Raw genomic sequence first — 13,373 nt, forward strand, 5'->3', positions numbered from 1 at the left:
CTCAATGCTCCTTCCATTCGTTCAGCAGTTGTGCGGCAGTGTCGGTGGCTCCCAGCGGGCCGTGCTGGTTGGAAAACAGCACCGCCCCCACCCGGAACGCCCCGCAGGCCCGCCGGTCAAGGTGGAGCTGGACTGCCCGCAGCAGGCTTTCCAGCACCGGAGCCCGCAGGCCGGCGCTGTCCAGGAGTTCCAGACAGGCATCGGTGGTGGCAGCGTTCATCAGGGCGGCGCAGACTTCCCGGGAAGCGCCGCAGAGCGCCGCATGGGTGCAGAACAGCTCGGTGCGGCAGTCGGCAGTGTGGGAATGGGTGTTCATAATACCGCCCGCCACCTTGACCAGCTTGCCCACATGGCCCACCAGAAGCACCTCTTCAAAGCGGGCCGCAGCAGCCATATCCAGCGTGTCTCCAATAAAGTTCGAGGTTTTCACCACCGGAACAGCGTGAAACTCCGGGTATCTTTCGTGCAGATAGTCCAGCCCGTAATTGCCAGGGGCCAGGATGAGCCGTCTGGGGCTGCCCGCCCGGAGAGCGGCCTGATTCATTTCCAGCTGGATGGTGTCCAGGATCGCCTGCTGGCTCATAGGCTCCACAATGCCGCTGGTTCCCAGCACCGAAAGCCCGCCCTCGACCCCGATGTGGGGGTTGAAGGTGCGCTTTGCCACCTCTTCCCCGCCCTCGATGGAGATGGTCACGGCAAAGCCGCCGGTGTAGCAGGCGCTCTCGGCTTCCCTTTGCAAGGCCTCAGCGATCATCTGCCGGGGCACATGGTTGATGGCAGCTTCCCCCACCGGCTGGTCCAGCCCGGCCTTGGTCACCCGGCCCACGCCCTTGCCGCCGGAGATGCGGATTTCGGTGGTATTGGGCAGCAATTCTACGGCGGCGATCACGGGCAGGCCGGTGGTCACATCCACATCATCCCCGCCGTCCTTCTCAATGGCGCATTCGGCACCGGCTCCGGCGGGGCGGCAGTACAGCGGGGCCACCTCCACCACGATGCCCTTCGGCGTGCGCAGGGCAACGCTCTCCGGGGCATGGCCGGTGAGCAGGAGCCGCGCGGCCCCCGCCGCACCCAGCGCCGCGCAGGTGCCGGTGGTGTACCCGCAGCGGAGCAGCTTCTGCCCACTGCGGACGTAATGTTCAAACTTTGGCCCGGCAGGCTTTTCCGGGCCGAACACGGCCTCGTACTGCTCCTTGGTCAGGCTGTACAGCGCCCGGATGTTCTCCGGGGCAAAGGCCTCCTTTGGGGTCAGCACCCCCGAAACGCTGTGCGGGAACACGCAGACCACCGCATCCGCGATCTTCTGCGCCATGTCCAGCTCGTGCAGGCTGACGATCACGGCCAGCCCCTGTTCATGGGCCAGTTTCTGCAGGATGGTCAGCAGCTCGATCTTTCCCTTGACATCCAGAAAAGAGGTTGGCTCGTCCAGCAGCAGAACTCCGGGCTGCTGGCAGATGGCACGGGCCAGCAGAACGCGCTGGCGCTGACCGTCGCTGATGCAGTTGAAATCCCGGCCCGCCAGAGGGGAAGCCCCCACCAGTTCCAGCGCGTCCCGCACGGCCTGCCGGTCGGCATCGGACAGGATGCCCAGCCGCCCGGTATAGGGGATACGCCCGGCGGCGGCAAACTCAAAGCAGGAAGTCAGCTCGGTGCGGCGGGTGTGGGGCAGCATCAGGGCCAGCTTCCGGGCCCGGGCTGTGCCGGTGTAATCGGTCAGGCTGCGGCCATCCAGCAGGACAGCCCCGCCCAGGGGGGCCAGCTGGCCCGCCAGCGTTTTGAGCAGGGTGGATTTGCCCGCGCCGTTCGGCCCGATGAGGGCCAGGATCTGCCCCGGCACCGCCCCCAGCGTGATGCCGGAAGCAAGGGGCGCACCGCCATAGCCGATGGCCAGCTCTTTCGTTTCACAGCGGTATTTCATCGCACACCCTCCTGACCCCGGCGCACCAGCAGCCAGATGACCACCGGTGCACCAAATACTGCCGTTACGGCGCTGATCGAAAGCTCGGTGGGGGCAAACATACTGCGGGCGATGAGGTCACACAGCAGGCAGAAGGCCGCCCCGCCCAGGCAGCACCCGGGCAGCACCACCAGCGGCCTTGCGCTGCCGAACAGCTGCTTGACCAGATGGGGCACCGCGATGCCCACAAAGGAGATGGGCCCCGCAAAGGCTGTGACACAGGCGGCCAGCAGGCTGGAAAGCAGCACCAGCAGCCGGGAAAAGGCTTTGACATTGATGCCCACGCTCCGGGCGTAGGCCTCCCCCATCTGGTAGGCGGCCATGGGCTTGGAAAGGCAGAACGCTGCCGCCAGAGCGGGCAGTACCACCAGCGCCGCCGCCCGCACATTGCCCCAGGTCATGCCGGAAAAGCTGCCCTGAGACCAGTTATGGAGGTTGACAATGTTGCTGTCCTGGGCAAAGGCCACCACAAACTCCGTGACGGCCGAACAGATGTAGCCGATCATTACGCCGCAGATGACAAGGATGCTCATCCGCTGCACCCGCCGGGAGACCGCCAGCACAAAGGCCATGGAGGCCATGGCCCCCGCAAAGGCGGCTGTGATCAGGGTAAGGGAGCTGGTGAGCAGGCCATGGTTCAGAAAAGCCACCATGACCAGTGCCACGGCCAGCTTGGCCCCGCTGGAAATGCCCATGACAAAGGGCCCTGCAATGGGGTTGGCAAAAAAGGTCTGCAACAGGTAGCCCGCCGCCGAGAGCGCCGCCCCCAGCAGCACCACCATCACGGCCCGGGGCAGGCGCAGCTGGGTGATGATGCCCACGCTCAGAGCGTCCTGCCCGCGGCCGGTCAGGGCCGCCAGCACTGCCCCCGGTGTCAGGGACACACTGCCCCAGAACAGGTTGGCGGCAAACAGCACCGCCAGCAGCAGGGCAAGGATGCCGTAAGAAAGGATCAGGCGCTTTTTGCTGGTCATAGGTTACTCTACTTTCCTCAGAAATTGCAGGTCGGCGGGGTCGTTCTCCGTAAAGACACGGTGCAGATCGAGCACAAAATCGACCAGCGCCGTACTCTGCTGGAAAAAGCTCTGGGTGGTGCACCAGACACTGCCGCTCTGCACGGCCTTGAACTCGGCCAGCAGGGGGCATTTTGCCACCAGTTCCTCCGTGGTATGCACCACGCCCTCAATGGTGCTGTTGTAAAGGAGCACATCCGCATCCTTTGCACCGGCGTAAAAATCCTCCAGCGGCAGGTTCATGGTGGAAAGGTTGTTGCCGTTGTCGGTCAGGTCCGCAAAAACATAATCACCACCCGCCATCTCGATCATCTGGGCCACATAGTCGCCGCCCTTGCGCACATTGGCAAGGTTGTTGGCTGTGATGGAGAAAAAGGCACAGCGCTTGCCGGTGGGAGCCTGCCCGGCCAGCGGTGCAAGGCGCTCCACCTGCCGGGCAAACTCCTGTTCCGCCAGCTCCTCTTTCCCCAGCAGGATGCCCCAGAACTTGAGCCATTCCAGCCGGGCCAGCGGGCCGCTCTCATAGCTGGAGCGCTCCACCAGCACCGGGATGCCGAACCGTTCCAGCTGCTCCTTGACCTCCGGGGTGTGGTAGATCATGGTGTTCTCGATGGCAAGGCCGCAGTTGGCCGCAAGGATCTTTTCATAGTCCGGGGCGCTGTACTTGCCCGCATAGGCAATGCGCCCGGCCTCCATGGCGGCTCTGGCCTCATCCAGATACCAGCCCTCCGCCCGGGTGCCGGAAAGGGTCACGCTGTCCAGCCCATCCAGCGCGAGGAACAGGTCCATCACCGAGGTGGAGACAAGGTAGATGTTCCGGACGGGCTGACGCAGCACCGTCACGCTCTCGGGCAGGCCTTCCACCGCAGCGGCATCCTCCGGGGTCACAAGGAACTGCTCCCCCGATTCGGTCAGGGTCAGCATGGTATAGCCGCCCTCATAGCAGTCGGCAGTAAACTGTGTGGCGTAATCCAGCGGGCAGGCATGGTCAAAGACCAGTTCCTCTGTGCTGGCGGGAGCCGTTTCGGAGGCGGCGCAACCCGACAGGGCCAGTACTGTAGCAGGCAGAACGCGCAGGAATTGTTGTCTCGTCAGTTTCATCAGTTCAGCGCAAAGGTCAGCGTATACTCGATCTCATGGGGGGTGCTCATGGCTACGGTATCGGCAGTGACAGTCAGCGGGGTGCCCAGTGCAGAAACAGGGATCTCAAAGGTGGAGTTGCCCTCGGTGTTGGTGGGCAGATACTTCTCGCCGTCCACGATCATGTAATCATAATTGGGGCTGCTCCACAGGATGACAGCGGTCATTTTGCCGTCTGCCACGGTCAGGGCGGCAGGGCTTTCCACGGTGGCACGGCCAGAGCCGCCCTCCAGGGTCACATTCACGCTGTATTCACCGTCCGCAGGGGTCTCGGCAGCTTCTTCCGTCTTGGGCTGTGCATTGCGGATGCTCACGGTGTGGTCATACCACTTGCCCTTGGTCCCGAGGAGTGCCAGCTGGAAGTCCTGGTCCACAGCGGCCACGGGGATATCATAGCCGTAGACCTCCTCCGAGGTGCCATCAGAGTAGGTGACGGTGTCGGTGGTAGGCAGCAGCCAGTCTGCCTTGTTGGCCTCGGCATCGGCGGCCATGCCAACGTACAGGTTGACGATCTTCTTGGAGGCCAGACTGACATGGAAGGTCATCTGCCCGTTCTCCACGGTCAGGGTGCCCATGCCATTGCAGGCTTCGTTGGCGTGGAACATGCCGCTGTCGGTGTCGAACTCAGCCGTGTACACGCCGTCCGGCAGGGCGGCTTCGGCAGGTTCGGATGCGGCAGCGCTCACGGCAGAAGCGGCTTCCGAGCTGGCAGCAGAGGAAGCAGTGGAAGAAGCCCCGCCGCAGCCGGTGAGGACGGCGGCCAGCATCAGAGAAGCAACGGACAGGGAAACAAGCTGTTTGCAGTGCATAAACAAAATACCTCAAAAATTCAGAATTTGAAATGGGAGTGTTTCTCCTCATGCGGGGAAGCTCTCCATAAAAAATGCCCGAAAAGATCTCTCCCTTCGGGCATTGGAAATGCGGAATATTAGCCGTTCAGGGAATCAATGGCGGCTTTGGTGTGCTCAATGTAGCGCTGCTGGATGTCCTCGATCTCACCCAGACCGGCGATCTGGCACTCCACGGACGCGAAGTCACCGGAGGCCTGGAACTGGCTCAGCCAGGAATCGTCATCCGCACCGGCCATATCGTTATTGGCGTGGTCACCGGCAACGACCATCAGGGGACGCAGGATGACCTTGGTGTAACCGGCGGCCTTGACAGCCTCGATGACGTTCTCGCAGGCGGTCTCCTCGGGCTCACCCTCCACCGTGCCGATGAACACGTTGCTGTAGCCCAGGGTCTGCATGGCGGTCTGCATCTGGCTGTAGCTCACCTTTGCGGTGTGGGAGGTGCCGTGGCCCATAAAGACGAAGGCGACCTTCTCCTCAGCGGCGGCCTCCAGGCTGTCGAAACCGGCATCCTTCACAGCAGCAGCGGTAACGGCCTTGGCAACAGCTTCCTTGTCGGCGTTGATGACGGCAGCATCGGCACCAACCTCGCCCAGCAGGGGCTCAGCAACGGCGACGCTCTCGAACTTGTCCTTGTACTCGTCGATCATCTCCATCATCTCGTCGTACTCTGCACCGTGCATCAGGTGGGTGGGCTGGACGACCAGGTTCTTCACGCCGTTGGCCACAGCGCGATCCAGAGCCTGCTGCATGTTGTCGATCTTCTCGCCGTCGCGGGCCTGAACATGGTTGATGATGATCTGTGCGGTGAAGGCGCGGCGGACAGACCAATCGGGATAAGCGGCCTGCAGCGCATCCTCGATGCCCTTGATATCCTTCACTCGGCTGTCGTTGAAGGAGGTGCCGAAGGAAACCACCAGCAGCTCATTCTCGCCGATGTCGTCCTGATTGCGGCTGTCGTCCTTGGAAGCATCGCCGGTGTCGCGGCCAAAGTAGTCAGGGTCAGCCTCTTCGCCCTCGACCAGCTCCTTCTGGGCATCGGTCAGGGCATCCCATGCGGCCTTGGCGGCCTCACACTGGGCATCGGTGTCATCGGTGCGCTCCTGCACATAGATGGCATCGATCAGGTCTGCAACATTCTTTGCGGCCAATTCGTCAGCCTCCTCGCCGGAAACCTCGCTGCTGGCAGCAGATCCTGCCGTGCTGGAAGCAGTGGTGCTGCTTGCGGCACCGCCGCAGCCGGTCAGTACACCGGCGCAGAGGGCCAGAGCGGTCAGAGCGGCCGCTGCTTTGTGGATGGTGCGTTTTCTCATTTTTGTTCGTTCCTTTCCTGTTTTTGAACATGATTTTTGCTGAACAGAAGGTACAGGAAAGAGTGCCCGGCAAAACAAAAGGGGCCTTTCTGCTTGCGGGATGGCAAAGCAAAAAGGCCCTTTTCAGTTTTTTCAGGCTTTTTGGGTACAACCAATTCCTCGTGATCTGGGGCTTGCGCCCCCGTACCAACAGCGGGCAGGTTTCCTGGCTGAAAGCTCAACATCCACCGCCGCCTTCCCGGAACATACGTTCCAGTGACCGGTGCAGCTGCACCCTGGCGGTAAACTCCCTTATCACAGTGACGAGATCGTGCGGGATTTGCACCCGCTTCCCTTTTAACGTGCCTGCCCCCGGCCAGAGCCGCGGGCGGTACGCACCTGCTGTTTTCTATTCAGTTCGCTGTTCAGTATAACATACTCAACGGAGGAATGCAATCACCACTCCGGGGAAACTTCCGGGCTCACAGGCGGTGTTTTTTCCCCGATCAGGGCCACCGCCACATCGTTGACATTGGTGCCCGTTGCCCCGGTGATGATCAGGCCATCCACTGCTTTCAGGGCGTGGTAGGAATCGTTGTTCTGCAAAGCAGCGTATCCGCTCCAGCCCCCGGCCTCCAGCGCGGCAAGGGTATCCCCATCCACATAGCCGCCGGCGGCATCGGTGGGGCCGTCTGTGCCATCGCTGCCCACAGAGAATACCGCCGCGTTCAGCCCGGCAATGGCAGGCGCAACCGCAAGGGCCAGCTCCTGATTTCTTCCGCCAAGCCCTTTTCCGGTCAGGTGAACGATGGTCTCGCCGCCCGCGATGTAGGCCAGCTTTTTCCCCTGCCCTGCCTGGGTGCGGACAATGGAGCCAAGGAAGCTGCCTGCTTCCCGTGCTTCGCAGCAGAGTTGGTCGGTCAGGAGAACCGGTTCATATCCCAGATTCCGGCAGGCGCTGGCCGCGGCACGGCAAAGCTCCCGCACGCTGCCGGTGATCCGGGTGGTCACATTGTCCAGCGTTTTGGGCGTTTCCTGCGCCAGCAGGGCCCGGGCCTGTGCTGAGAGTGCCAGATGATACTTTTTGGCAACGGCAAGCGCCTGGGCGCAGGTGGAGGTATCCGGCACCGCCGGGCCGCTGGCGATCATATCCAGCGGATCCCCCAGAATGTCGCTCAGCACGATGCTGAACACCTGCGCAGGGGCACAGCGCTGCGCGAACCGCCCGCCCTTCACACCGGAAAGCCGCTTGCGGATGGTATTCATCTCCACAATGTCGGCCCCGCTGGCCAGCAGCTGGCTCGTGATGTCCTGCAGCTCTGCCCCGGGAACGAGCGGCTGCTCGAACAGCGCACTGCCGCCGCCGGAAAGCAGGAACAGCACCGTATCCCCGGCAGTCAGCCCCTGCACCAGCTCCAGCGCCTTTTGAGTGGCCGCAAAACCGTTTGCATCCGGCACCGGGTGGCCCGCCTCATAGCAGGCCACACCTGGGATCTCACCTTTCACATGGCCGTACTTGGTCACGACCACACCGCCATCCACCCGGCCCAGCGTTTCAACCGCCGCGTGTGCCATCTGCCAGGCCGCCTTGCCCGCCGCCACCAGAAGCACCCGGCCCTTCCCGGGCCGGAGATCCCGCAGCGCACGGCGCACCGCCTCATCCGGCAGAACAGCGTTCAGGCTGGAACGAAGGATCACATCCGCATCCCGGCGCAGTGCAGCATTCATAGACTCGCCCTCCTTGCAGCGGTGCCCGCCCCTCCGGGACAGCGCACCAGAAACAGCCGAATAAAAAATCAAGACCGACGATCTCTTTTGAAATCGTCGGTCTTGTTTCAATCCGAGTGGCGAGAATCGAACTCACGGCCTCTTGAACCCCATTCAAGCGCGCTACCAAAACTGCGCTACACCCGGACATCTGATCGAGCTTGTCGCTCACAGCTCAATCAGTATACCCGAAGAATGGTGTTTTGTCAAGCACTATTTTCAAATTTCTTTTTCATTTTCGGCAATGGCCGTTGTGCTGCCCACCGGCTGCGGAAACTCCACCGTAGCCAGCGCCACAGCGAACACGCTCTGCGCACCGGCATCCAGCAGAGCCTGCGCGCAGGCCGAGGCCGTGGCTCCGGTGGTCAGAACATCGTCCACCAGAAGGATGCGCTTTCCCTCCACAGCCTCCGGCCGGGCCACCCGGAAGGCACCCGCCACATTGGCCAGCCGCTCGTCAAGGGAAAGTCCCTCCTGCCGCCGGGTGGAGCGGGCACGAGTCAGCGCGTCCGTGACCACCGGCACGCCCACCGCCCGGGCAAGGGGCTGTGCCATCCGCTCCGGCACATTGTAGCCGCGCTTTTTGCTGGAGGCCGGTACCGGAAGGATGCAGTCGTAACCCCTGTCAAGGCCCGGCACCGGTTCGGGCAGGGGCTCAGAGCCGCGCATTCTGATCTCGCTGCCAAAGAGCAGGCGGGCCATCTCCACGCCCAGCTCTACAGCTGCCCAGGGCGCGCCCTGATATTTCGCCCGCAGCACCGCGCGGCGGACAAGGCCGGTGTATCGGTAGGGCGCGGCTGCCCCATCCAGCCGCCCCAGGTAGTGCTCGGAGCCGCGCAGCCGCATGGAAGGTGCACGGCGCAGCTCTGCCAGCCCATCGGCGCAGTCCGGGCAGGCAGGCTGGTTCCCCAGCACCCGGTCACAAAAAGGGCAGCGGCGCGGGTAAAGCACCCAGCGCAGCTGCCGCAGTGTGCGGCTCAGGCCGCTGTAATAAAGCATCAGTCGTTCTTGACCGCAATGATGACGCGGACCTTTTTTCCGGCAGCGCAGCCGAAATTATCGTACCAGCCGGTCAGCTGGTAGCCGTCCGCATCCACCTGAGCCAGCTTGGTGGGGTAATACTGGCCCTTGTACCACAGGTAGACCTGCACATTGTCTGCCATCTCGTAGCGTTCATTGCCCGAGAGCACCGAGGCCGCGCCGACCTTGTCGATCTTCAGGGGCATCAGCTGCATCATGGCCTTGACAGAGCCGGTGGTCTCCTGCCGCACGGCAATGCCGCCCGCCAGCACCGGATACTTGATGGCCGTGGTGTAGCTGGCCACCGCGCCGTTGACGTAGCAGATATAGGTCGCCCCGCCGCCGATGTAGTTAAAGATCTGCTTGAAGGGGGTGCCCGTGATCTCCGCGATCTGCTGGAAGCCAATGCTCATCAGGGAGCCGGTGTTGCTGGTCAGCTTCTGCCAGGCCGTGCTCAGGATATCGCCCGAGACGATGCCCCACAGGATCTCGCTGGTGGTGGGCACCAGCAGATTGGACAGGCGGTCTACCGCCGTGGCACCGGTCACAGTGGTGGTGGTATCCGAGGTAGAGCCGGAGCCGTCGGTGCCGCCCGTGGCCGCTCCGGTGGTGGTGCCTGTCGTGGTCGTGGTGCCGGAAGCGGAATCTCCCGCCGTAATGCTGGTGACGAGGCTCTTCAGGTCAGAATAATTCATGGCCAGATTTTTCACATCGTCCAGCACGCCGTAGCTCCACAGGTCGCCGGTCACATCGTTCAGGATGAGCCGGTCGATCTGTCCGGCATCGTTGACGGTATAGTAGCGGACATCGAGGTCACTCAGTGTTACCCCCGATAGGCGGCTGGGACGAACCGTCCCAGCCACACCCTCCGAAGTTGTATCCAGAATCTCTACATCGTCGGCCAGGGCGGCTGCGCCCAGAGCAGTGGCATTGGCATTGATGGTGCCGTTGACGCGGCGGTCCTCGATGTGCTCCACGCTCTCGCCCTCCGGGGTGACCTTGATCTCTACCAGCCACCCCTGCGGAAAGTTCAGGCTCTTGTCCACATTCACAGTGCGGGCAATGCCATCGGTGCACATGACGGAGACTTTCTGCAAAACATCCGCGCCGTTCTCTTCCACCAGACTGCGGGTGGCGGTCTGCACGACACCGTAGAACACGTTGTCGGCTTCCTCGCCGGTCACGATCCCGGCAGCCTCATTGTTCATGCCCAGCAGCAGGGTGACGACCTCGCCCACGCCGCCGCCGTTGAGGGAGGACACCTGGGAGGCCACCGCAGAGGAACCCAGCGTATAGCTGGTGCCTGCCACCGTTACACTGGTGGGGGCGCTGGCACTGGGCGAAACTGCCGTGATGCGGCCAGCGGCGCGGCGGGTGTAGACCCACAGCGTCTGTAAACTTTCGCTGTAATAATACACGTCGTATTTGTTCAGTTCCGCAGATTCCGACGCTTTATCGTTGCGGTAGACCATCTTGGGAACAAAGGGCAGCTGGACCGTATCGCCCGCCACAAAGGGGCCCTTCAGGCTCTTGAGCATGACGCTGGAGGTATCCACCTGACCGTTGGAGACCGTGAAGCCCAGGCTGCTGCCGTAGGCACTGCCGCTGGCAGCGTTGGCTGTCAGGGTGTTGTAGAACAGCAGGGCGCACTCCTCGTAGTTGAGCGCCTCGCCCTGGCTGCGGTCCACCTGATTGCGCAGGCCCAGCTCACTGGCCTTGTTCAGCTGTGCGTTGGGGAAGGAGCCGCTCAGGTCGGTCATCTTATAGCCCATCAGCTTGAGGATGGCCGTGACCGCCTCCTCCAGCGTCACGGCGTTGTCGGGCCGGAAAGAGCCGTCGGTGTAGCCGTTCATCCAGCCGTTCTGCACCGCAATGCGGACATAGGGGGCATAGGGCGAAGTGCCGGGCAGGTCGGTGAACAGGGTGCCCACCGTGCCCTGAGAGCCCACGCTCTCGCGGTAGGTGGAGTAGGACACCAGCATCCGGGCCAGCGCACTGCGGGTGACCACAGCGTTCAGAGCAGCCTGCTGGCTGCTGTCCATCGCGTTCAGCGTGATGGACAACTGGACCGCCGTGTTGGCGTTGCCCGCTGCCGATGCCGGCAGCACCAGCATCGACACGGCAATGCTTACCGCCAGCAGAAATGCAAGGATTCGCTTTTTCATGGAAAATCCTCCTTAAAATAGTTTCTAATGTATTCCGGGTTGCGGCTCCCAGCGTCTGCTTCGTGCAAAGCCTTGCACTTGCATCCTGCTGGCCGCGGCCCCAACAACTCCTCCCTTCATCCGCCACTGGCGGCGGTCGTCGTTGTTGCCCCTATTAGGGGAGCTCCGCAAGGCGCTGGCAAAGCCAGACCGAAGCGGTGAAAGGTTTAATCATATCTCAGCGCTTCAATGGGGTTCAGCCTTGCGGCGCGCTTGGCGGGCAGGTAGCCGAACAGCACGCCGATGCCCACCGAGATGCCAAAGGCCACCACGATGGAGTTGAACGAGGGACTGACGGTCACATCAATGTCGCTGGAGATCATGGGCAGGATGCGGTTTGCCGCCATGGACACGATATAGCCAAGGACGATGCCCAGCACGCCGCCCAGTGCGGAGGTGGTGGCAGCTTCCACCACGAACTGCGACAGGATCACCCGCTCCTTGGCACCCAGTGCCTTGCGGATGCCGATCTCCCGGGTGCGCTCGGTCACCGACACCAGCATGATGTTCATAATGCCGATGCCGCCCACCAGCAGTGAGATGCTGGCAATGCCGGTAAGGATGATGATGACCATGTTGATCATCTCGTTCATCTCCTCCAGCCACTCGCTGGCGCTGTAGATGTAGTAAGCGTTGTCGCTCTTGAGCAGGTCGTGCAGACCGCTTTCCACCACCGCCTTGGCCTCGTTGGCCCGGCTCTCGTCCTTCATAATTGCAACAAAGTTCTTGGCGCTGGACTGGTTGGAGAGCCGCATGGCCGTGGTGTAGGGCAGATAGATGCAGTCATCGTCGGAGCCCTGCTGCATGTTCTTGTCCGTCACCTTGGCGTTCAGCACGCCCACGATCCGGAACTTGTAGGCCCCCAGCTTGATGGTCTGGCCCACCGCGTTGCCGCCGTAGGCCGCCCGGTTGAGGTAATCGCCGATGATGCAGACCTGCTTGTTGTCCTTGATGTCCATGTACTGCAGGCCGCGCCCCTGGGCGAGGGTATAGTTTTTCATCTCAGTGTAGTGCTCGTCCACACCGTAAACGCTGGTGCCGTAGCGGTAGGTCGTGGTGCCCACCTTGGGGGTGTTGTTGCTGAAATCGATCTGGGGCGAGACTGCGGAGATGAGCTCCTTGTTCTTATCCGCGATCTTATACACATCCTCCACCGAGGCGGTGCGGGAGCCGTAGCCCCAGACCTGAATGGACAGGGCATTCGTGCCCAGCGCCGAAAAGCTGTCCCGCATGCTCTGGGTCATGCCGTTGCCCAGGCCCACGATAACGATGACCGCCATGACACCGATGATGATGCCCAGCATGGTCAGGAAGGTGCGGAGTTTGTTGCTCCACACATTCTGGAGGGCCTGACGGAAGGTCTCAATGATCATTTGTTCCCCTCCTGTTCTGCCGATTCAAAGTTCAGCGTCGGCTGGACGATGGCTTCCGGCGCGCGGGAGTCGCCATCGTAGACCACCTGACCATCCTCCAGCCGGATGATGCGGTCGGCCTGCACGGCAATGGAGTTGTCATGGGTGATAAGCACCACCGTATGGCCCTGCCCATGCAGGTCCTGCAGCATTCCCAGCACCTCGCGGCCGGTGTGGCTGTCCAGCGCGCCGGTGGGCTCATCCGCCAGAATGATCGCCGGGTTGCGCACCAGCGCCCGCGCGATGGATACGCGCTGCTGCTGGCCGCCCGAAAGCTGGTTGGGCTTGTTTTTCAGCTTATCGCCCAGCCCCACCTGCTCCAGCACCTCGCGGGCCCGGCGGTGGCGCTCGGCGCGTGGGATGCCCGCATAGACCAGCGGCACCTCCACGTTTTCCAGTAAGTTTAATTTGGGCAGAAGATTATACTGCTGGAAGATGAACCCCAGCATCTCGTTGCGGATGGAGGCCAGCTCGTTCCGGCTCATCTTGCCCACATCCCGGCCGTTCAGCCGGTAGGTGCCCGCCGTGGGCACATCCAGACAGCCGATGATGTTCATGCAGGTGGACTTGCCGGAGCCGGACTGGCCCACAATGGCAACAAACTCGCCTTTTTCTATTTTCATGGTGATGTGGTCGGCGGCTTTTACCGTGGTGTCGCCCATCTGGTAATACTTGCAGACCGCATCAAATTCGATCAGAGCACTCATTCCATCCTCC

Annotated in this window: 10 protein-coding genes, 1 tRNA gene and 1 riboswitch; all 11 genes read right to left on the reverse strand. The window is 62.3% G+C overall.

Annotated elements, in window-relative coordinates; all coding sequences use genetic code 11:
• Nucleotide 1: 1 nt before the first annotated feature.
• The 11 genes from cbiD to J3353_RS03700 all read right to left on the reverse strand — a co-directional run bounded on the left by cbiD (nt 2) and on the right by J3353_RS03700 (nt 13,363).
• On the reverse strand, nt 2-1,918 hold the full coding sequence (gene cbiD, locus J3353_RS03650) for a cobalt-precorrin-5B (C(1))-methyltransferase CbiD (protein ID WP_207684200.1): 1,917 nt from the start codon (nt 1,916-1,918) through the stop codon (nt 2-4).
• Entirely contained in the window at nt 1,915-2,931 is a 1,017-nt protein-coding gene (locus J3353_RS03655; RefSeq protein WP_097773375.1) for an iron ABC transporter permease, read from the reverse strand. Before J3353_RS03655 ends, cbiD begins: the two co-directional genes overlap by 4 nt.
• Nucleotides 2,932-2,934: 3 nt before the next feature.
• On the reverse strand, nt 2,935-4,071 hold the full coding sequence (locus tag J3353_RS03660) for an ABC transporter substrate-binding protein (RefSeq protein ID WP_207684201.1): 1,137 nt from the start codon (nt 4,069-4,071) through the stop codon (nt 2,935-2,937).
• The gene (locus J3353_RS03665) at nt 4,071-4,919 is read right to left on the reverse strand and encodes an iron transporter (protein WP_207684202.1); all 849 of its coding nucleotides are present in this window, start codon (nt 4,917-4,919) and stop codon (nt 4,071-4,073) included. Before J3353_RS03665 ends, J3353_RS03660 begins: the two co-directional genes overlap by 1 nt.
• Nucleotides 4,920-5,038: 119 nt before the next feature.
• Nucleotides 5,039-6,274, reverse strand: a complete 1,236-nt coding sequence (locus J3353_RS03670) for a sirohydrochlorin cobaltochelatase (protein ID WP_097773372.1) — start codon at nt 6,272-6,274, stop codon at nt 5,039-5,041.
• Between the two features lie 177 nt (nt 6,275-6,451).
• A riboswitch (cobalamin riboswitch) is annotated at nt 6,452-6,671 on the reverse strand.
• A gap of 38 nt (nt 6,672-6,709) precedes the next feature.
• Nucleotides 6,710-7,981 carry a glycerate kinase gene (locus tag J3353_RS03675; protein WP_207684203.1) on the reverse strand — a complete coding sequence of 424 codons (1,272 nt, stop codon included), beginning with the start codon at nt 7,979-7,981 and terminating at the stop codon, nt 6,710-6,712.
• A gap of 111 nt (nt 7,982-8,092) precedes the next feature.
• A tRNA-Pro gene (locus J3353_RS03680) sits at nt 8,093-8,167 on the reverse strand.
• 72 nt (nt 8,168-8,239) lie between these two features.
• Entirely contained in the window at nt 8,240-9,019 is a 780-nt protein-coding gene (locus J3353_RS03685; protein WP_156059710.1) for a ComF family protein, read from the reverse strand.
• Nucleotides 9,019-11,205, reverse strand: coding sequence for an S-layer homology domain-containing protein (locus tag J3353_RS03690; RefSeq protein WP_207684204.1), 2,187 nt, complete (start codon nt 11,203-11,205; stop codon nt 9,019-9,021). Before J3353_RS03690 ends, J3353_RS03685 begins: the two co-directional genes overlap by 1 nt.
• Before the next feature lie 206 nt (nt 11,206-11,411).
• Nucleotides 11,412-12,617 carry an ABC transporter permease gene (locus J3353_RS03695; RefSeq protein WP_207684205.1) on the reverse strand — a complete coding sequence of 402 codons (1,206 nt, stop codon included), beginning with the start codon at nt 12,615-12,617 and terminating at the stop codon, nt 11,412-11,414.
• Entirely contained in the window at nt 12,614-13,363 is a 750-nt protein-coding gene (locus J3353_RS03700) for an ABC transporter ATP-binding protein (protein WP_117506087.1), read from the reverse strand. The genes J3353_RS03695 and J3353_RS03700 overlap by 4 nt, the downstream gene beginning before the upstream one ends.
• Between the last annotated feature and the right edge of the window lie 10 nt (nt 13,364-13,373).

It is taken from the genome of Faecalibacterium sp. Marseille-Q4137 (assembly GCF_017377535.1).
GTDB classification, from domain to species: Bacteria; Bacillota; Clostridia; order Oscillospirales; family Ruminococcaceae; genus Faecalibacterium; species Faecalibacterium duncaniae.

What these genes read in the sequence shown, in the direction of transcription:
- cbiD (WP_207684200.1), bottom strand. Translation starts at nt 1,918, where the DNA reads ATGAAATACCGCTGTGAAACGAAAGAGCTGGCCATCGGCTATGGCGGT.
- J3353_RS03655 (WP_097773375.1), bottom strand. Translation starts at nt 2,931, where the DNA reads ATGACCAGCAAAAAGCGCCTGATCCTTTCTTACGGCATCCTTGCCCTG.
- J3353_RS03660 (WP_207684201.1), bottom strand. Translation starts at nt 4,071, where the DNA reads ATGAAACTGACGAGACAACAATTCCTGCGCGTTCTGCCTGCTACAGTA.
- J3353_RS03665 (WP_207684202.1), bottom strand. Translation starts at nt 4,919, where the DNA reads ATGCACTGCAAACAGCTTGTTTCCCTGTCCGTTGCTTCTCTGATGCTG.
- J3353_RS03670 (WP_097773372.1), bottom strand. Translation starts at nt 6,274, where the DNA reads ATGAGAAAACGCACCATCCACAAAGCAGCGGCCGCTCTGACCGCTCTG.
- J3353_RS03675 (WP_207684203.1), bottom strand. Translation starts at nt 7,981, where the DNA reads ATGAATGCTGCACTGCGCCGGGATGCGGATGTGATCCTTCGTTCCAGC.
- J3353_RS03685 (WP_156059710.1), bottom strand. Translation starts at nt 9,019, where the DNA reads ATGCTTTATTACAGCGGCCTGAGCCGCACACTGCGGCAGCTGCGCTGG.
- J3353_RS03690 (WP_207684204.1), bottom strand. Translation starts at nt 11,205, where the DNA reads ATGAAAAAGCGAATCCTTGCATTTCTGCTGGCGGTAAGCATTGCCGTG.
- J3353_RS03695 (WP_207684205.1), bottom strand. Translation starts at nt 12,617, where the DNA reads ATGATCATTGAGACCTTCCGTCAGGCCCTCCAGAATGTGTGGAGCAAC.
- J3353_RS03700 (WP_117506087.1), bottom strand. Translation starts at nt 13,363, where the DNA reads ATGAGTGCTCTGATCGAATTTGATGCGGTCTGCAAGTATTACCAGATG.